This is a genomic window from Micromonospora sp. RHAY321, assembly GCF_023896955.1.
Taxonomy (GTDB): Bacteria; Actinomycetota; Actinomycetes; order Mycobacteriales; family Micromonosporaceae; genus Micromonospora.
This window is the reverse complement of record NZ_JAMHIW010000006.1, coordinates 230,631-248,536: the sequence shown is the minus strand read 5'-3', so window position 1 is coordinate 248,536 and position 17,906 is coordinate 230,631. Positions and strand designations below refer to the sequence as shown.

The following is a 17,906-nucleotide window of genomic DNA, read 5'->3' as shown; positions in this document are numbered from 1 at the left end:
CGTGCCGCCTGCTCAGTAGGACTTGTCCTGGCCGAGGACGTGTTGGGCGACGAAGTTGAGGATCATCTCCCGGCTGACCGGGGCGATCCGGCCGGCCCGTACGGCGCCGAGCAGGGTGGCCACCCCGTACTCGGTGGTCATCCCGGCCCCGCCGAGCGCCTGGACGGCGGTGTCCACGGCGAGCGCGGCGGCCTCCCCGGCGGCGTACTTGGCCATGTTGCCGGCCACACCGGCCTCCAGGTCGCGGCCCGCGTCGTACAGGGTGGCCGCCTTCTGGATCATCAGTCGGGCCAGCTCCACCTGCACCGCCGCGTGTGCCAGCGGGTGCGACACCCCCTGGTGTGAGCCGATGCTCCGGCCACCCCACACCTTGCGCGTGGCGGTGTACCCGCTGGCGCGCTCGATGGCGTACCGGCCGGTGCCGGCGCCCATCGCGGCGACCGTGATGCGCTCCGGGTTGAGACCGGCGAAGAGCGCCGGCAACCCGGCGTCCAGTGACTCGCCGACCAGCGCGTCGGCGGGCAGCCGCACGTCGTCAAGGTAGAGCAGGAACTGGTTCTCCGGGGACACGATCTCCATGTCCAGCTTGGACCGGGTCAGCCCGGCGGCGTTGGTCGGCACGATGAACAACGCCGGCTTGAGCTTTCCGGTCCCGGCATCCTCGGTACGGGCGACGACCAGCACGTGGTCCGCCTCGTCCACCCCGGAGATGTAGCACTTTCGGCCGGAGAGCAGCCAGCCGTCACCGTCGCGGCGGGCCACCGTGCCGAGACGGTGGAAGTTGGACCCGGCGTCCGGCTCGGTGATCGCGAAGACGATCTTCGCCGACCCGTCGGCGAGGCCGGGCAGGTGCCGCTTGCGCTGCTCCTCGGTGCCGTGCCGGTTGATGACGGTGGCCGCGATGGCGGGAGAGACCACCAGCAGCAGCAGCGGGCAGCCGGCCGCCGCCAGCTCCTCGCAGACGATGGCCAGCTCGGTGATGCCACCGCCGCCACCGCCGTACGCGGTGGGGATGTTGACCCCCAGGTAGCCGAGCCGGCCGGCCTCGGCCCACAGCTCGGTGGTGTGCTCGCCGGCCTTGGCCTTCTCGACGAAGTAGCCGTGACCGTACCGGCGACCCAACGCCCGTACGGCGTCGCGCAGCTGGTCCTGCTCGGAGGTGAGGTCGAAGGTCATCGGGAGTCCTCCTCAGAAGTGACCACGGCCAGTACGGCGCCGGTGCGCACCTGACCGCCGGCCGGCACCGGCAGCTCGGCGACGACGCCGTCGGTCGGGGCGAGCACGGGATGTTCCAGCTTCATCGCCTCCAGGGTGAGCAGCGGGTCGCCGGCCGCGACCCGCTGACCGACCTGGACGTGCACCCGAGTCACCGCGCCCGGCAGCGGCGCGAGCAGCGACCCGGCGGCCAGCTCCGCGGTGGGCAGCGGGAAACGCGGCAGCTCGGTCAGGCTCGTCGCCCCGTCCGGGCCGTCCACGAAGATCTCCGACCCCACCCGGTGTACGCGATACGCGCGCCGCACCCCGACGACGTCGAGCACGACCCGGTCCGGGGCGGCCTCCACCAGCGCCACGATGGGCGTGGCAGCCGCCTCCCGTTCGTCCGGGGAGCCCTCGGTGGCACCGGAAGCCGCCGGCGTGCTGGACCAGTCGGCGAGCCGGCCGGTCCGGTCCAGGCGGTAGCGAATCTCCATCTCGTCGCCGTCGGGGCCGGCGAACCGGGCTACCTGCGGGACGGCGGGCACGTTGCGCCAGCCGGAGGGGAGCCCGGAAAGCACCGGTGCGGTCGCCCGGCGGTGCGCGGCGGCCGCCAGTGCCGCGGCGAGGGCGGTGACCGGAAGCTGGTCGGCGGGGAGCAGCGGTTCGAAGACCTCCGGGTGCCGGTCCAGGAACCCGGTGTCGATCTCCGTCGCCGCGAACTCGCGGCTGCGCAGCACCCGGACCAGCAGATCGCGGTTCGTGGCCACCCCGTGCAGCTCGGCCCGGGCCAGGGCGCCCGCCAGCGCCCGGGTCGCCTCCGCCCGGGTCGGCGCCACGGCGATCAGCTTGGCGAGCAGCGAGTCGTAGTGCACGCCCACCACCGAGCCCGCCACCACGCCGGAATCGAGCCGCAGGCCCGCCCGTTGGAGCCAGCCGAACTCCCGGTCCACCCCGGGCACGCTGAACCGGTGCAGGGTGCCCGTGGCAGGCCGCCAGCCCTGCGCCGGCTCCTCGGCGCACAGCCGCACCTCGATCGCGTAGCCGCGCGCGGCGGGATAGTGGGCGTGCTCGGGTAGCGGGGCGCCCTCGGCCACCAGCAGTTGCAGCCGGACCAGGTCCAGCCCGACCGGGGTGATCAGCTCGGTGACGGGGTGCTCCACCTGGAGGCGGGTGTTCATCTCCAGGAAGAAGAACTCCCCGCTCGGCGCCAGCAGGAACTCGACCGTGCCGGCCCCCACGTAGTCGACCGCCCGCCCGGCGGCCACGGCCGCCTCGTGCAGCCGCTCCCGCAGCTCCGAGGGGACGACCCCGGGCGCCTCCTCGATGATCTTCTGGTGTCGGCGCTGGATGGAGCACTCCCGCACTCCCAGAGCGGCGACCGTGCCGTGGACGTCACCGAAGATCTGCACCTCGACGTGCCGGCCGCGCTCGACGTACCGCTCGATGAAGACCGTGCCGTCGCCGAACGCCGACGCCGCCTCGCGGCGCGCGGAGGCGACGGCCTCGGGCAGCCCGCCGGCGTCCCGGACGATCCGCATGCCGCGCCCACCGCCGCCGGCGGATGCCTTCACCAGCACCGGGAAGTCGGTGATCTCGTCGGTGGCGGTCCAGCTGGGCAGCATGGGCACTCCCGCCTCGGCGAGCAGCGCCTTCGCCGCCAGCTTGTCGCCCATCGTGGCGATCACCTTGGCCGGTGGCCCCACCCAGGTCAGCCCGGCGTCGGTCACCGCTGCCGCGAACTCGGCGTTCTCGGCCAGGAAGCCGTAGCCAGGGTGGACGGCGTCCGCGCCGCTGCGGCGGGCCGCGTCCAGGATCAGATCCACCCGCAGGTACGTCTCGGCCGGCGTGTCCCCCGGCAGCCGGACCGCCTGGTCAGCCTCGGCGACGAACGGCGCGGCGGCGTCGGCGTCCGAGTACACGGCGACTGTCTCCACGCCGAGCGACCGGCAGGTCGCGAAGACCCGACGGGCGATCTCCCCCCGGTTGGCAACGAGCAATCTCGAGATCACTGTGCCTGCCTTTCGTTCGCGACTGCGGGACTCCGCTTCGCTGCGTTCCTCGCGCTCACGGCTGTCAGCCCCCTACATCCGGAAGACGCCGAAGCCCTCGGCGCCCTTCACCGGTCCGTTGTGGATCGCCGAGAGGCAGAGCCCGAGGACGGTCCGGGTGTCCCGAGGGTCGATCACCCCGTCGTCGTAGAGCCGGCCGGAGAGGAAGAGCGCCCCCGACTGCGACTCGATCTGCTGCTCGACCATCATCCGCATCGCCGCGTCGGACTCCTCGTCGTAGTCGCGCCCGCGGGCGGCGGCAGCCTGCCGGGCCACGATGGACAGCACGCCGGCGAGCTGCGCCGGGCCCATCACCGCCGACTTCGCGTTCGGCCAGGTGAACAGGAACCTCGGCTCGTACGCCCGGCCGCACATGCCGTAGTTGCCGGCCCCGTACGAGGCGCCCAGGTTCACCGTCAGGTGCGGCAGCGTCGAGTTGGACACCGCATTGATCATCAGTGCGCCGTGCTTGATGATGCCGCGCTGCTCGTACTCGGTGCCCACCATGTAGCCGGTGGTGTTCTGCAGGAAGATCAGCGGGGTGTCGGCGGCGTTCGCGAGCTGGATGAACTGCGCCGCCTTCTGCGCCTCCTCGCTGAACAGCACGCCGCGGGCGTTGGCCAGCACACCCACCGGGTACCCGTGCAGCTCGCCCCAGCCGGTGACCAGGGCGTCCCCGTACGCCGGCTTGAACTCGTCGAAGTCGCTGCCGTCCAGGATCCGGGCCAGCACCTCGCGCGGGTCGAACGGCACCTTGAGGTCGGCGCTGGCGATGCCGAGCAGCTCCTCCGGGTCGTACCTGGGTGGTTGCGGAACGGGCGTACGCGGCGGCGGGCCCTGCTTGCGCCAGTTCAACCGGCGGACGCACTGCCGGGCCAGCCGGATGCCGTCCCGCTCGTCCTCGGCCAGGTAGTCGGCGAGCCCCGAGGTGCCGGCGTGCATCGCCGCGCCGCCCAGCGACTCGTCGTCGGTGACCTCGCCGGTGGCCATCTTCACCAGCGGCGGCCCGGCCAGGTATACCTGCGACCGGTCCCGGATCATGATCACGTGGTCGGACATGCCCGGCACGTACGCCCCACCGGCCGTGGCGTTGCCGAAGACCACGCTGACCGTGGGGATGCCCGCCGCGGAGAGCCGGGTCAGGTCGCGGAACACCCGGCCGCCCGGGATGAAGATCTCCGCCTGGGTGGGCAGGTCCGCCCCGGCCGACTCGACCAGGTTGACCATCGGCAGCCGGTTGGCCAGGGCGATCTCGCCGGCCCGCCGGGTCTTCGCGAGCGACCACGGGTTGACGGCGCCGCCGCGTACCGTCGGGTCGTTCGCGACGATCAAGCACTCCACGCCCTCGACCACACCGATGCCGGTGACCACGCTGGCGCCGACCGGGAAGTCCGTGCCGTACGCGGCGACCGGCGACAGCTCCAGGAACGGGCTGTCGGCGTCCACCAGCAGCTCGATCCGCTCCCGGGGGAGCAGCTTGCCGCGGGCGTGGTGCCGGGACACGTACTTCTCGCCACCACCGGCCCGAGCCTGATCCAGTGCGGCGTCCAGTTCGGCCAGCCGGTCCAGCAGCGCCGCCCGGTTCGCCGTGTAGCCGGCCGCGGACGGGTCGATCGCGCTGCCCAGGATGCTCACCGTGCCTCCTGCGTTCGCGACTGCGGGGCTCGCAGGCCCGGTTCACTCCGCACGCTCACAGACCCATCCCCTTCGCGATGATCTCGTTCATGATCTCGGTGGTGCCGCCGCCGATGCCGAGGATCCGGGCGTCGCGGTAGTGCCGCTCCACCTCGGCGTCGCGCAGGTAACCGAAGCCCCCGTGCAGTTGCAACGCCTGGTCGACGACGTGGTCGCAGGCGGCCACCGCGATGTTCTTGGCCATCGCCACCTCGGTCACCACCGGCTCACCGGCCGCCACCCGCGCGGCCACCTCGTGCACGTACGAGCGGGCCGCCTCGGTGCGGGTGTGCATCTCGGCCAACCGGTGCCGGACCAGCTGCCTGCTGACCAGCGGGCGGCCGAAGGTCTCCCGGTCCCGACACCAGCGCACGGCCAGCTCGACGCAGCGCTGCGCGGTGGCGTACGCCTGGGTCGCCAGCGACAGTCGCTCCGCCGCGAAGTGCTGCATGATCGCCAGGAAGCCGGTGTTCTCCGCGCCGATCCGGTTCGCCACCGGCACCCGGACGTCCACGAAGGAGAGCTCGGCGGTGTCCGAGCAGTGCCAGCCGAGCTTCTCCAGCCGGCGGCCCACGGTGAAGCCGGGCGTGCCCTTGTCGATCACCAGCAGGGTGAGTTCGCCGCTGCCCGGAAACTCGGTGCAGACCGCCGTGGTCACGAAGTCGGCCCGGTGCCCGCTGGTGATGTACGTCTTCGACCCGTTCACGACGTAGTGGTCGCCGTCGCGGCGGGCGGTGGTGCGGATTCCGGCCACGTCCGAGCCGCCGTCCGGCTCGGTGATCGCCAGCGCGCCGATCGTCGTGCCGGCCAGGGTGGGCCGGACGTACCGTTCGATCAGGTCGTCGCCACCGGGTGTCGACCCGCCGCCGAGCCGGCCGCCCAGCGACCCGCCGGAGCGGGCGCCGGCCGCCGCGACCATGTGCGGCAACGCGATGCCGTGCGTGAACAGGGCGGCGACCAGGCCGGACGAGCCGCCGGAGCGGATCAGCTCCTCGGTCACGAGGATGGAGTCGAGCAGGTCACCGCCGCTACCGCCGACCGACTCGGGGAAGCCGATGCCGAGCAGGCCGAGCTTCGCGGCGGTGGCGTGCAGTGCGCGGGGCACCTCACCGGCGCGTTCCCACTCGTCGAGGTGCGGCAGCACCTCGCGGGTCACGAAGGCCCGGGTCAGCTCGCGCAGTTGCCGACGCTCCGGTGTGTCCACGATGCTCACGCCGTCACCTCACCCGTCCCGACCGGGGTCGCCGGGCCGCTCGGCACGTCCACCGGCAGGTCGACCACTCGGGAGCGCAGCAGCTCACCGAGTGCCTTGGCCTGCGGGTCGAACCGCGTGGACGCGGCCACCCCCGCCCCGAGCAGTCCCTCGATCACGAAGTTGACGGCGCGCAGGTTCGGCAGCTCGTACCGCCGCACGCCCAGCGGCGACGTCTCCGGCAGGAGTTCGGCCAGCCGTTCGACGGTCAGCCACTCGCGCAGCCAGGCGTACCCCGCGTCCGAGCGTGCCCAGACGCCGAGGTTGGCGTCCCCGCCCTTGTCCCCGGAGCGCGCGCCGACGATCTCGCCGAGGGGCCCTCGCCGGGTCGGACCGTCGACCGCCGCCCCGCCACCCGGTGACGTCTCGGCGTCGGGGGCGGGCGCCGGTACGGTGCGGATCGGTGGGGCGATCGGCACCCGCTCGCCGCCGGGCAGCACCGCCACGTGCGCCACCGCGTCCTGCGCCACGGTGTCGGCGGTGAACACGCCGTACGGTGTCGCGTCGCCCGGCAGGGTGGTCAACGTGCAGCCCGGGTAGGAGGCCAGCGCCAGTTCCACCGCGGCGGCCGAGAAGGCCCGCCCGGCCCGAGTCCGGTCGCTGTCGCGCAGGTGTACGTGGAGCAGGGCGCTTGCCGCCTCGGTGTCGACGGCGTCCGGATGGTCGGTCCGGGCCAGTGTGAACTCCAGCCCGTCCTTGCCCACCGCCTCCTCGACCTGGCCGCGGACCAGGGCCGCCTTCGCCTCGATGTCCAGCCCGCAGAGCACGAACGTCATGGAGTTGCGGAAGCCGCCGAGGTTGTTGACGCCCACCTTCAGCGTGGCGGGCGGCGGGGTGCCCCGGACACCGGAGACCAGCACGCGGTCCGGCCCGTCGGGGCGCAGCGTCACGCTGTCCAACCGGGTGACCACGTCCGGCCCGAGGTACGCCGGCCCACCGATCTCGTAGAGCAGTTGGGCGGTGACCGTCTCCACGGTGACCGCTCCGCCGGTGCCCGGATGCTTGGTGAGCACCGTGGAGCCGTCCGGGTGCACCTCGGCGATGGGGAAGCCGGGCCGGTGCCCACCGTCGGGCAGCTCGGTGAAGAAGCTGAAGTTGCCACCGGTGACCTGCGCGCCGCACTCGACGAGGTGCCCCGCGACGGTCGCCCCGGCCAGCTCGTCCAGGTCGTCGCGGCCCCACCCGTAGCGGGCGATGGCCGGCCCGACGACCAGCGACGCGTCGGTGACCCGTCCGGTGACGACCACGTCCGCCCCACCGTCGAGGCAGGCGGCGATCCCGAACGCGCCCAGGTAGGCGTTCGCCGTCAGCGCGTCGGGCCGGGTGATCGCGTCGCCCTCGACGTACCCCACCCGGGCCGGTAGGCCCAGCCGGTCGGCGAGCCGGTCGATGGCGGCGGCCAGGCCGGCGGGGTTCAACCCGCCGGCGTTGGTGACGATCCGTACCCCCCGGTCGAGGGCGGTGCCGAGGCAGGTCTCCAGCTGCCGCAGGAAGGTCTTCGCGTAGCCGAGGTCGGGGTCGCGCAGCCGGTCCCGGCCGAGGATCAGCATGGTCAGCTCGGCCAGGTAGTCACCGGTCAGCACGTCCAGCTCACCGCCGTCGAGCATCTCCTGCCAGGCGGTGAACCGGTCGCCGTAGAAGCCGGAGGCGTTGCCGATCCGGATCATGCCCGCGCTCCGTCGCCACCCGCCGTCGCGGCGGCCGGCTCGCGGCCGGCACCTGGCGGACCGGCGAACGCCTGCGCCACGTCGAGCCACTCGTCGGCGACCGGGCCGCTCGCCAGCAGGGCGAGGTCGGCGCGGTGCCGGCGCTGGGTGACCAGGAGGCAGAAGTCCCGGGCCGGGCCGGTCAGCCGGTCGGCGGCCTCCGCCGGACCCCAGCTCCACGTGTCGCCGCCGGGCCCGGTCAACTCGACCCGGACCGGTGCCGTCGGTGCCGGCCGGCCGTGCGCGGCGAAGCCGTGCCCGAGGGTACGCACGCCGAGGTGCGCGACGTGCCGGAGCCGGTCGGTGGCAGGGCGGACGACGCCGAGCGCGTCGGCAACGTCCTCGCCGTGCGCCCAGGTCTCCATGATCCGGGCGGTCGCCATCGAGGTGGCCGACATCCGGGTGCCGTACCAGGGCAGCTTCTCGCCGGTCGGAACGGCGGCCAACGCGGTGGCGAGCGCCGTCCGACCGGTGCGCCAGCGGGCCAGCAGCTCGACCGGCGGGGCGAGGAACTGCTCCACGCCGTGGTCGACGAGTCGGGCCGGATCCGGGGCGGCGGTCACCGAGGCGTAGAAGGCCGTCGCGTCGGTGGCTGCCAGCAGCGCCACGTGGTCGGTCCAGGCGAGGTGGGCGACCTGGTGCCCGATGCTCCAGCCCGGTGCGGGGGTCGGCCGCGCCCAGTCGGTCGTCGGCAGCTCGCTGACCAGGGCGTCCAGCTGATCGGACTCGTCGGCCAGGTCCGCGAGTAGGTCCTTGAGGTCGACCATGATGCCTCCGGTCAGGGCGTGAGCAGGGTGGCGAGCTGGCGTTTCCAGGTGGCGAGCAGGGCCGTGCGGCGGGCGGAGTCGTCGGTGAGCAGGTTGGCCACCCCGAGACCGCGCAGCAGGTCGAGCGTGGCCTGCACCGCCTCGCGGACGCCGGGCCGGCGCTCGTCCACGCCGAGCAGGGCCACGGTGAGCCGGTGCATCTCCCGGCCGACCGTCGCCTCCAGGGGCACCAGGGCGTCGCGAAGCTCGCGGTCGGTGCGGGCGGCGACCCACAGTTCGAGAGCGGCGACGAAGAGCGGTCCGGTGAACGCGGCCCCGAGCAGGTCGATCACGCCGTCCAGCCGCCGCGGCCCGGTGGGCAGTGCCTCCGCTTCGGTGCGCAGCTCGTCGGCCCGGCGCTCGGCCAGGTGAGCGACGGCGGCCGTGACCAGCGCGGCCTTGGTGGGGTAGTGGTGCAGCTGAGCGCCGCGCGAGACGCCGGCCCGGGCGGCGACCACGGTGGTGGTGGTGCCGGACCAGCCGTGCTCGATCAGGCAGTCGACGGTCGCCTCCAGCAGCCGGGCCTGGGTGGCTCGGCTGCGTTCCTGCTGAGGGACGCGCGTCGATGCGGTGGACACGGGGACAGCCTGCGGCCTACGAAACAAACAGTCAAGACTGATTTTTTACCCCGTGGCCGGCGCTGGCCCGGGTCGGTGCTGGCGTCAGCGGCCGTCGCGCGGGGCGAAGACGGCCAGCGCGTCGGCGTCACTGTGCTGGGAGCGCAGGTACTCGTCCGCCCAGGCTGCCGCGTCCGGGAAGGTCGACTCCGCAGCAACCCGGGCGCACGCGGCGTCGACGTCGAAGTCCGTACGGCGCAGGTGCACACCCGGCCCGAGCAGCGCCCACCACGCGCCCGCCCCGCCGTACGGCATGCCGATGCTGCCGGGGTTCACCACCAGCCGGCGGTCGACCAACCGGGTGAACGGCATGTGCGTGTGGCCGCAGACCACCGTGGTCACCTCCGCCGGCAGGGCGGCGAAGACCTCCGCCCAACGCTCCATCCGGGTGTCGACGAGCACGACCTCCTCGTCGTCCCGGGGAGTGGCGTGGCAGAACAGCACCGGGCCCAGACCGTCGATCTCCAGGGTCACCGTCAGCGGCAGCGCCGCGAGCCGCGTGAGGTGGTCATCGCTGAGCTGCCCGGCGGCCCAGTTCGACACCTCGATCGACGCGGCCCGGCCGGCCCGGGCCTCGACCAGCTCACGGTCCGCGTTGCCGCCCACCCAGCAGACGCGGTCGCCGAGGCCGGCGAGGACGTCCAGCACCTCGACCGGCTGCGGACCGGCCGCGATGTCGCCGGTGAGCACGATCAGGTCGGCGGCGGCGACGTCCGGCTCGGCCAGCACCGCCTCCAGAGCGGGGAGCACCCCGTGGATGTCGGACAGCACCGCGACCCGGTTCAGCATGGCCCCACCCTCTCCGCCGTCGCTGCGCCGAGTCCAGCGATTCTGCGCCGGGCAGAGAGGGACGGGAGGCGGGTCGGGAAACGAAACGTCCCCGCCCACCGTCGGTGACGGTGGGCGGGGACGAAACGTGCTGTCAGACGCGGGCGCGACGGGCGAGGCGCTCCGGGTCCAGGATGATGATGCTCTTGCCGTCCAGGCGCAGCCAGCCGCGCGAGGCGAAGTCGGCCAGCGCCTTGTTGACCGTCTCCCGCGAGGCGCCGACGAGCTGGGCGATCTCCTCCTGGGTGAGGTCGTGCGTCACGCGCAGCACGCCGCCGTCCCGGGTGCCGAACCGGCCGGCCATCTGGAGCAGGTTCTTCGCGACGCGACCCGGCACGTCCGTGAAGATCAGGTCGGCGAGCGAGTCGTTGGTCCGGCGCAGCCGCCGGGCGAGCACCCGGAGCAACTGCTCGGCGATCTCCGGACGGTTGTTCAGCCACGGCCGCAGCGCCTGCTTGCGCAGTCGCACCAGCCGGGTGTCGGTCACCGCGGTGGCGGTCGCCGTACGCGGACCCGGGTCGAAGAGCGACAGCTCACCGACCATGTCCGACGGGCCCATCACCGCGATCAGGTTCTGCCGGCCGTCCGCCGCGCGGCGACCAACCTTGATCTTCCCGGACAGCAGGATATAGAGGCTGTCGCCGGGCTCGCCCTCATTGAAGACGATCTCGCCCTTGCGGACCTCGATCGTCTCCATCTCCTTGGCGAGCGCCTCGGCAGCTTCCGGGTCAACACCCTGGAAGATCCCGCTGCGGGCCAGTACCTCGTCCATCGCGCACCTCCGGTTGCGCGTGCCGTCCGTCGGCCGGGGCCGCCGTCCGCTGATCCCCTCGCGCGCCGCCAAGTCTAGGCGCACGTGAGCATGAATCAGAGGTCGCCCCTGGAATCTTGATCGGTGGGCGTAACCTGCCCGACGTGCTGAGCGACCCGACCCTGACCAGCCGCGCCGAAGACGGGCGGCACATTCCGCTGCTCGTCTGGCGCGCCGACGCGCCGTTGCGGGCGGTCAGCAGCGGCCCGCTCGGCGGTGGCATCGGCGTCCGGCACTGGGTGCTGAACGCGACCGTGCCCATGTCGTACGACCGCGACGACCCCGCCGGGCACCTGGCCGCGCTCGCCGCCGACCTCACCCTCGACGGGCCCGGAGTGGGTCTGCTGACCGGCGTCGATGTGGCCGAGGTGGTGGCCCGGACCGACACCGGAGTGCGGGTCTGGGCGACCGTCGGGCTCGGCATCCCGGTGCTCGCCGCCGCGCCGGCTCCGGCCGCGCTAACCCAGCGGGTCGGCACGGTCAACATCGTGGTGTACGTGCCGGCCCGGCTCGCCGACTCGGCCCTGGTCAACGCGGTGGCCACCGCTACCGAGGCGAAGACCCAGGCGATCGGGGAGCTGGGACTGTCGGGAACCGGCACCCCGACCGACGCGGTCACCGTGCTCTGCCCGGTCGACGGGCCGGAGGCCGCGTACGGCGGACCGCGCTCCACCTGGGGTGCCCCGCTGGCCCGGGCGGTGCACGCCGCGGTTCTCGCCGGTGGTGGCCGGCCGGTGGTGCCCTGGTCGGAGCGGTTGACCGGCTGAATTTCCGACCGATCGGCCATCGTCGGCGCGTTTACGGCCCGGTAGGGTCGCGAACGATGTACGCTTCCGAGTTCCTCTCGCCCCGACCGCGCCGCCGTGTCGCCCTCGGCCTCGCCGCGCTGCTGGCCGCCCTGCTCGTCGCCGGTTGCGCCGAGTCCGGTGACGCGCCGGTCTGGCAGCCGGGCGCCGGCGGCGGTGGCACCGGCGCGCCGGTCGCCACGGCCGGCCCGACGGCCAGCGGCGGGCCCTCGGCCTCCGGCGGGGGCGACGCGATCTCGCTCTCCGCCACCGGCGACATCATCATGGGCAACGCCCCGAGCCGGCTGCCCGCCGCCGGCGGGAAGGGTTTCTTCACCTCGGTCACCGAGGCGCTCAAGGCCGACCTGGTGATGGGCAACCTGGAGGAGCCGCTGACGGTGGACACCGGCACCGGCAAGTGCGGTGCCAACTCCACCCGCTGCTTCCAGTTCCGGGCGCCGCCCGAGTACGCCGCGCACCTGCGCGACGCCGGCTTCGACGTGCTCAACCAGGCCAACAACCACGGCTACGACTACGGCCCCAAGGGCTACCGCAACACCCAGCAGGCGCTGGAGAAGTACGACCTGGAGCACACCGGCGCGCCGGACCAGATCACGGTGGTCGACGTCAAGGGCGTCAAGGTCGCGGTGGCCGGCTTCTCGTCGTACGTCTGGTCCAACAGCCTGGTCGACATCGCCAAGGCGAAGACGGTGGTCGCCAAGGCCGCCACCCTGGCCGACCTGGTCGTGGTGCAGGTGCACATGGGTGGTGAGGGCGCGGACAAGACCCGGGTGAAGCCCGGCACCGAGATGTTCCTCGGTGAGAACCGCGGTGACCCGGTGAAGTTCTCGCACGCCATGATCGACGCCGGCGCGGATCTCATCGTCGGCCACGGGCCGCACGTGCTGCGCGGGATGGAGTTCTACCAGGGGCGTCTGATCGCGTACAGCCTGGGCAACTTCGCCGGTGGTGGCAACTCGCTGAGCAACACCGGCCGGCTCGGCTGGGGCGGGGTGCTCAAGGTGTCGTTGAAGCCGGACGGCTCCTGGGCAGGCGGCTCGTTCACCTCGACCTACATGAACTCGGCCGGCAAGCCGACGATGGACCCGGACGACCGGGGCCTGGGGCTCGTCACCGAGCTGAGTCGCAGTGACTTCCCGAAGGGCGGCGCCCGGTTGGACGGGCAGGGCAGGATCTCGCCGCCGACCGCCGGCTGACCCGTCGGGAACGTCCGGGGCGCGACGTAGGCTGACCGTCGTGACCAGTAGCCCTCCCGGTGCCAGCGAGACCGACCTCGGGCGCAAACGTCGCGCTCGGAAGATCGGCCGGGTGCTGGCCGAGACGCACCCCGACGCGCACTGTGAGCTGGACCACTCCAGCCCACTGGAGCTGGCCGTCGCCACCATCCTCTCCGCGCAGTGCACGGACAAGAAGGTCAACGAGGTCACTCCGAAGCTCTTCGCCCGCTACCCGTCCGCCGCCGCCTACGCCGGCGCCGACCGGGGCGAGATGGAGGAGCTGATCCGGCCCACCGGCTTCTACCGCAACAAGACCGACTCGCTGCTCAAGCTCGGGCAGGCCCTCCTCGACCGGTACGACGGCCAGGTTCCCGGCCGGCTCGTCGACCTGGTGACGCTTCCCAGGATCGGCCGCAAGACCGCCAACGTCATCCTGGGCAACGCGTTCGACGTCCCGGGCATCACGGTCGACACGCACTTCCAGCGGCTGGTGCACCGGTGGCGGCTGACCACGGAGACCGACCCGGTCAAGATCGAACACGCGATCGGCGCGCTGTACGACAAGCGCGACTGGACCATGCTGTCGCACCGGATCATCTTCCACGGGCGGCGGGTCTGCCACGCCCGCAAGCCGGCCTGCGGCGCGTGCACGCTGGCCAAGCTCTGCCCGTCGTACGGCACCGGCCCGACCGAGCCGGCTGCCGCCGCCAAGCTGCTCAAGGGCCCCCGGGCGCGTGACCTGGCAGCGGCGGCCGGGGTCGACCCGGCGCTGGTGCCCGCCCAGGCGGTCGCGGCGGAGGTGCCGTGAACCGGCGCCTCGCCCCGCTGCTTCTGCCACTGCTCCTGCTGGTCGGTGCCGGTTGCACCGACGGCACGGCCGACGAGCCTCCACCCCGGCCGGCGGCCGCCGAGCGCCCGTCCCCCTTCCAGGACTGCGCCGCGCTGAGCACGGCACCCCCGTCCGCCGCGGGCGTGGCGACACCCACCTCGGGCGGTCAGGCGCTGCCGGAGCTGACCCTGGCCTGTTTCACCGGCGGCGCCCCGGTCACGCTGCCGTCCATCGCCGGTCCGGCCGTGATCAACGTCTGGGCCTCCTGGTGCCCGCCGTGCCGCAAGGAGCTGCCCGCCTTCCAGCGGCTCAGCGAGCGGGCCGCCGGCCGGCTCCAGGTGGTCGGTGTGAACAGCCGGGACAGCCGCAGCGGCGCCCAGTCCATCGGCGAGGATTTCGGCGTCCGGTTCCCGATCCTGGTGGACCAGGGCGAGGCTCTGCAACGGGAGCTGAAGCGCAACGCCATCCCGCTGACCCTCTTCGTCGACGCGCAGGGCCGGATCCGACACGTCGACGCCACCGGCGCGCTCGACGACACCCGGCTCGCCGAGCTGGTGCGCCAGCACCTCGGTCTGGAGGTTGCGGCGTGACCCGCCGACCGCCCGACTGGATCGAGCCGTTGCTGACGCGGCTCGGCACCGCCCGCGCCGAGGACTTCACCCGGCTGACCACCCCGGCCGAGGGCGGCCGGGAGAGCGCCGTGCTGGTGCTGCTCGGCGAGCAACCCGGCATCGGCCCGGACGTGCTGGTCCTGCAACGAGCCGCCACCCTGCGTAATCACGCCGGTCAGCCGGCCTTCCCCGGTGGCGCGGCCGACCCGGAGGACGCCGACGTCCGGGCAACCGCTCTGCGCGAGGCGAACGAGGAGGTCGGCCTCGACCCCTCCAGCGTGACCGTGCTGGCAGAGCTGCCGAAGCTCTGGATCCCGGTCAGCGACTTCGTGGTCACCCCGGTGCTGGCCTGGTGGCACGACCCGCACCCGGTGCACCCCCGGGAGCCCGCCGAGGTGGCGCACGTGGCCCGGCTGCCGGTCAGCGAGCTGGTCGACCCGGCCAACCGGCTGCGGGTCCGCCACCCCAGCGGCTGGATCGGGCCGGCGTTCTCGGCGCGCGGCATGCTGGTCTGGGGCTTCACCGCCGGGGTGCTGGCCACCCTGCTGGAGATGGGCGGCTGGGCCGGGCCGTGGTCGCGCGGCAGGGTCGTCGAGCTGCCGCCGACCGGGGCGACACCCGCGCCCTCCGCCGGCACTGACGACGTCGACCAGACGGCCCTGCGCTGACCGCGCGGTCACCTTCAGCGAGCGATGGTCATCCGCCGGGCGCGCTGCCCGTACGCTTGACCCGTGTCGGTCGTGGATCTCGTCCTGCTGCTGCTCATGCTCGTGTTCGCGATCAGCGGATACCGGCAGGGTTTCGTCATCGGAATCACGTCGCTGTCCGGGTTCTTCCTGGGGCTGCTGCTGGGCCTCCAGCTCGGGCCGCTGTTCGCCCGACAGTTCGCGGACGCCGGCACCCGGGTGCTGATCTCCCTGGTCGTGGTCTTCGGCCTGGCCGTGGTCGGTCAGGCGCTGGCCGGCTGGCTCGGTTCGCACCTGCGCAAGACGATCACCAGCGACGTGGGTAAGCGGGCCGACGATGTCGGCGGTGCCTTCGTGTCGCTGTTCGCGGTGCTGCTGCTCGCCTGGCTGGTCGCCGTGCCGCTCGGGTCGTCGTCCCTGCCGTGGCTGGCCGCGTCGGTCCGCAACAGCGCACTGATCACGGTGGTGAACCGGGTCCTGCCCGACCAGGCCCACCAGTTCTCCACCGCACTGCGGGACACCGTCGACACCGACGGCTTCCCGGACGTCTTCGGCGACCTCGCACCCACCCGGGCACGGCAGGTCGAGCCGCCCGATCCGGCGCTGGCCGGCTCCCAGGTGGTGGTCAACGGCCAGCGGTCGGTGGTCAAGGTGCTCGGCTCCGCGCCCAGCTGCTCGCGCCGGATCGAGGGTTCCGGCTTCGTCTACGCCGACGACCGGGTGATGACCAACGCGCACGTCGTGGCCGGCACCCGCTCGGTGGCGGTCGAGCTGGGCGGCGACCGGTACGACGGCGAGGTGGTGGTCTACGACCCCGACCGCGACCTCGCCGTGCTGCTCGTCCCCGGGCTGCCGGGGCCGTCGCTGCGGTTCGCCGCCGGCAACGCGGGCAGCGGCTCCGACGCCATCGTGCTCGGCTTCCCGCTGGACGGCCCGTACAACGCGCAGTCGGCACGGGTTCGTGACGTCGACCGGATCAAGGGGCCGGACATCTACTCCTCCGGTGACGTCACCCGGGAGGTCTACACGATCCGGGCGCTGGTCCGCAGCGGCAACTCCGGCGGCCCGCTCCTCTCCGCCAACGGGCTGGTGCTCGGCGTGATCTTCGCGGCGGCGGCCGACGACCCGAACACGGGCTTCGCGGTGACGGCGGCCGAGGCCCGTCCGGTCGCGTTGGCCGGCGCCGAACGCAACCGGCGGGTCGGCACCGGCGAGTGCACCTGATCCTCGCCCGGGTCAGCTCCGGGCTGGCGCCGTCGACCTGCTGCCGGTGGGCAGCTTCGCCCGTCCCCACTTCACCCCCCGGTCGAGCACGCTGCGCGCCATGATCGCCACGCAGGTGCCGCCGTTGAGGAAGGACGCCACCACGTCGCTGGGGTGGTGCATTCCCCGGTACATCCTGGTCAGCGCCACGCCCAGGGGCACCACCAGCAGCAGTGTCCACCAGGCCACCTTCGCGCCGGTGCTCCGTGCCCGGAGCGCCAGCAGCAGCGCGATGCCGACGTAGAGCGCCACCGCCGCCGAGGTGTGCCCGGACGGGAAGCTGGACGTGGGAGGGGAGACGTCCATGTGCTCGACCGCCGGCCGCCGCCGGTCGATCGCCAGCGTGGTCAGCAGGAACACCAACGCCTGGGCGGTCACCGCCGCGCACAGGAACAGCGGCTCCCGCCAGCGGTTCAGCCAGAGCCGCAGTGCCAGCGCCACCAGGACGGTCACCACGACGATCATCTGGGTGCTGGCCAAGGTGCTGAACACCAGCGACACGTCGTTCCAGCCGGCGGTGCGGTCCCCGGCGAGCTCCCGGTTCACCGAGTCCTCCGCGGTGAACGGCCAGGTCCGAGCGAACACGCGGGTGACCAGCAGACCGAGCAGCACCATGACGCCGAGCAGGAGGGACACCGGCAGCAGCACACGCCGGACGATCTGGACCACGGTGTCGGACATGGGTCGGCCAGTACCCTGTCGCGGTCGTCGGCACGCCTCAGGCCGCTCCGGGGTGCCGCTCGACCTCCGGGGCGACACCGTCGCGCGTCGGCCGGACGGGTCGCAGACCGCTGTGCGCCCGCCAGCTGGTGAAGGCGGCCGTGGTCGCCGCGACCACCGCCGCACCGAGCAGCCAACCGCCGAGCACGTCGCTGGCGAAGTGCACGCCGAGCGCCACCCGGCTCAGCCCGGTCACCACGACGAGCAGCACCGCGGCGACCCAGAGCACGACCCGCCACACCCCCCGCCCCGCGTACGGCAGGAGCACCAGCAGCAGCACCCCGGCGGCCAGGGTGGCGTTCAGCGCGTGCCCGGAGGGGAACGAGTAACCGGCAGCCCGGGCGACCGGGTCGAGCAGCTCCGGCCGGTTCCGGCCGACGAGCAGCTTGAGCAGCGGGCCGATCAACCCGCCCACCACCATCGTGGTGGTCACCCAGAGGGCCAGCCGGCGCGCTCCCCGGCGCAGCAGCCAGATCACCACGAGCAGGACGACCGCCCGCAGCGGCATCGGTGCGAACACCTCGGTCCAGATCCGCATCAGCGCGACCCAGGCCGGATGGTCGAGCGCATGCCCGTGCAGCGCGTCGGTGATCGTCGCGTCCAGCCGGTGCAGCGGCGCCCAGGCCCCGAGCACCAGCAGGGTGAGCAGTGCGAACGGCACAAGCACCAGGAACGCCGCCGTGGCGGCCAGCGTCAGCCGCAGGCCCAGCGAATGATCCGGGTCGAGACGGCGCCGCCGCCAGGACGGGTGGTCGGCGGGGGCCAGGGTGCGCGGGCCGGGCGTACTCATGCGGACGGTTCTACCCCACGGGCGGCGCGATCAGGCCTGCGGGCG

17 protein-coding genes are annotated in these 17,906 nt (G+C 73.2%); 6 read left to right on the top strand and 11 right to left on the bottom strand.

The genetic code is table 11. The features are described 5' to 3' along the window. Positions 1-12: 12 nt before the first annotated feature. From M8C17_RS16640 to M8C17_RS16600, 9 genes are all read right to left on the bottom strand, one after another. On the bottom strand, positions 13-1,176 hold the full coding sequence (locus tag M8C17_RS16640; RefSeq protein WP_252417380.1) for an acyl-CoA dehydrogenase family protein: 1,164 nt from the start codon (positions 1,174-1,176) through the stop codon (positions 13-15). Then, positions 1,173-3,206 carry a biotin carboxylase N-terminal domain-containing protein gene (locus M8C17_RS16635; RefSeq protein WP_252417379.1) on the bottom strand — a complete coding sequence of 678 codons (2,034 nt, stop codon included), beginning with the start codon at positions 3,204-3,206 and terminating at the stop codon, positions 1,173-1,175. Before M8C17_RS16635 ends, M8C17_RS16640 begins: the two co-directional genes overlap by 4 nt. 72 nt (positions 3,207-3,278) lie before the next feature. Beyond that, on the bottom strand, positions 3,279-4,880 hold the full coding sequence (locus tag M8C17_RS16630) for a carboxyl transferase domain-containing protein (protein WP_252417378.1): 1,602 nt from the start codon (positions 4,878-4,880) through the stop codon (positions 3,279-3,281). 55 nt (positions 4,881-4,935) lie between these two features. Continuing rightward, positions 4,936-6,132, bottom strand: a complete 1,197-nt coding sequence (locus M8C17_RS16625; protein WP_252417377.1) for an acyl-CoA dehydrogenase family protein — start codon at positions 6,130-6,132, stop codon at positions 4,936-4,938. Beyond that, the gene (locus M8C17_RS16620; protein WP_252417376.1) at positions 6,129-7,838 is read right to left on the bottom strand and encodes an acyclic terpene utilization AtuA family protein; all 1,710 of its coding nucleotides are present in this window, start codon (positions 7,836-7,838) and stop codon (positions 6,129-6,131) included. Before M8C17_RS16620 ends, M8C17_RS16625 begins: the two co-directional genes overlap by 4 nt. After that, positions 7,835-8,644 (bottom strand): TIGR03084 family metal-binding protein, encoded by an 810-nt coding sequence (locus M8C17_RS16615; protein ID WP_252417375.1) that lies wholly within the window; start codon positions 8,642-8,644, stop codon positions 7,835-7,837. Before M8C17_RS16615 ends, M8C17_RS16620 begins: the two co-directional genes overlap by 4 nt. Positions 8,645-8,655: 11 nt before the next feature. Further along, entirely contained in the window at positions 8,656-9,261 is a 606-nt protein-coding gene (locus M8C17_RS16610) for a TetR/AcrR family transcriptional regulator (RefSeq protein WP_252417374.1), read from the bottom strand. 84 nt (positions 9,262-9,345) lie between these two features. After that, the gene (locus M8C17_RS16605; protein WP_252417373.1) at positions 9,346-10,089 is read right to left on the bottom strand and encodes a metallophosphoesterase; all 744 of its coding nucleotides are present in this window, start codon (positions 10,087-10,089) and stop codon (positions 9,346-9,348) included. Between the two features lie 133 nt (positions 10,090-10,222). Further along, complete coding sequence (locus M8C17_RS16600; protein WP_007466162.1) at positions 10,223-10,900, bottom strand: Crp/Fnr family transcriptional regulator; 678 nt, start codon at positions 10,898-10,900, stop codon at positions 10,223-10,225. Between the two features lie 143 nt (positions 10,901-11,043). Between M8C17_RS16600 and M8C17_RS16595 the strand changes: the two genes are divergently transcribed. The 6 genes from M8C17_RS16595 (at position 11,044) to M8C17_RS16570 (ending at position 16,312) form a co-directional block, all read left to right on the top strand. Next, positions 11,044-11,706: an adenosylcobinamide amidohydrolase gene (locus M8C17_RS16595; RefSeq protein WP_252417372.1), complete on the top strand. Its 663-nt coding sequence runs from the start codon at positions 11,044-11,046 to the stop codon at positions 11,704-11,706. A 56-nt stretch (positions 11,707-11,762) separates the two neighbouring features. Further along, positions 11,763-12,941 carry a CapA family protein gene (locus M8C17_RS16590; protein WP_252417371.1) on the top strand — a complete coding sequence of 393 codons (1,179 nt, stop codon included), beginning with the start codon at positions 11,763-11,765 and terminating at the stop codon, positions 12,939-12,941. Between the two features lie 40 nt (positions 12,942-12,981). Beyond that, entirely contained in the window at positions 12,982-13,770 is a 789-nt protein-coding gene (nth, locus tag M8C17_RS16585) for an endonuclease III (protein ID WP_308209445.1), read from the top strand. Further along, positions 13,767-14,381: a TlpA disulfide reductase family protein gene (locus M8C17_RS16580; protein WP_252417370.1), complete on the top strand. Its 615-nt coding sequence runs from the start codon at positions 13,767-13,769 to the stop codon at positions 14,379-14,381. Before nth ends, M8C17_RS16580 begins: the two co-directional genes overlap by 4 nt. Beyond that, positions 14,378-15,070: a CoA pyrophosphatase gene (locus M8C17_RS16575; protein ID WP_252417369.1), complete on the top strand. Its 693-nt coding sequence runs from the start codon at positions 14,378-14,380 to the stop codon at positions 15,068-15,070. The genes M8C17_RS16580 and M8C17_RS16575 overlap by 4 nt, the downstream gene beginning before the upstream one ends. Before the next feature lie 63 nt (positions 15,071-15,133). Next, positions 15,134-16,312 (top strand): MarP family serine protease, encoded by a 1,179-nt coding sequence (locus tag M8C17_RS16570; RefSeq protein ID WP_252417368.1) that lies wholly within the window; start codon positions 15,134-15,136, stop codon positions 16,310-16,312. Between the two features lie 12 nt (positions 16,313-16,324). Here M8C17_RS16570 and M8C17_RS16565 read toward each other — a convergent pair whose 3' ends face one another. Further along, the gene (locus M8C17_RS16565) at positions 16,325-17,032 is read right to left on the bottom strand and encodes a phosphatase PAP2 family protein (protein WP_252417367.1); all 708 of its coding nucleotides are present in this window, start codon (positions 17,030-17,032) and stop codon (positions 16,325-16,327) included. A gap of 37 nt (positions 17,033-17,069) precedes the next feature. Next, positions 17,070-17,861, bottom strand: a complete 792-nt coding sequence (locus tag M8C17_RS16560; RefSeq protein ID WP_252417366.1) for a phosphatase PAP2 family protein — start codon at positions 17,859-17,861, stop codon at positions 17,070-17,072. Positions 17,862-17,906 lie beyond the last annotated feature (45 nt).

What these genes read in the sequence shown, in the direction of transcription:
- M8C17_RS16605 (WP_252417373.1), bottom strand. Translation starts at nt 10,089, where the DNA reads ATGCTGAACCGGGTCGCGGTGCTGTCCGACATCCACGGGGTGCTCCCC.
- M8C17_RS16565 (WP_252417367.1), bottom strand. Translation starts at nt 17,032, where the DNA reads ATGTCCGACACCGTGGTCCAGATCGTCCGGCGTGTGCTGCTGCCGGTG.
- M8C17_RS16620 (WP_252417376.1), bottom strand. Translation starts at nt 7,838, where the DNA reads ATGATCCGGATCGGCAACGCCTCCGGCTTCTACGGCGACCGGTTCACC.
- M8C17_RS16600 (WP_007466162.1), bottom strand. Translation starts at nt 10,900, where the DNA reads ATGGACGAGGTACTGGCCCGCAGCGGGATCTTCCAGGGTGTTGACCCG.
- M8C17_RS16590 (WP_252417371.1), top strand. Translation starts at nt 11,763, where the DNA reads ATGTACGCTTCCGAGTTCCTCTCGCCCCGACCGCGCCGCCGTGTCGCC.
- M8C17_RS16640 (WP_252417380.1), bottom strand. Translation starts at nt 1,176, where the DNA reads ATGACCTTCGACCTCACCTCCGAGCAGGACCAGCTGCGCGACGCCGTA.
- M8C17_RS16615 (WP_252417375.1), bottom strand. Translation starts at nt 8,644, where the DNA reads ATGGTCGACCTCAAGGACCTACTCGCGGACCTGGCCGACGAGTCCGAT.
- M8C17_RS16560 (WP_252417366.1), bottom strand. Translation starts at nt 17,861, where the DNA reads ATGAGTACGCCCGGCCCGCGCACCCTGGCCCCCGCCGACCACCCGTCC.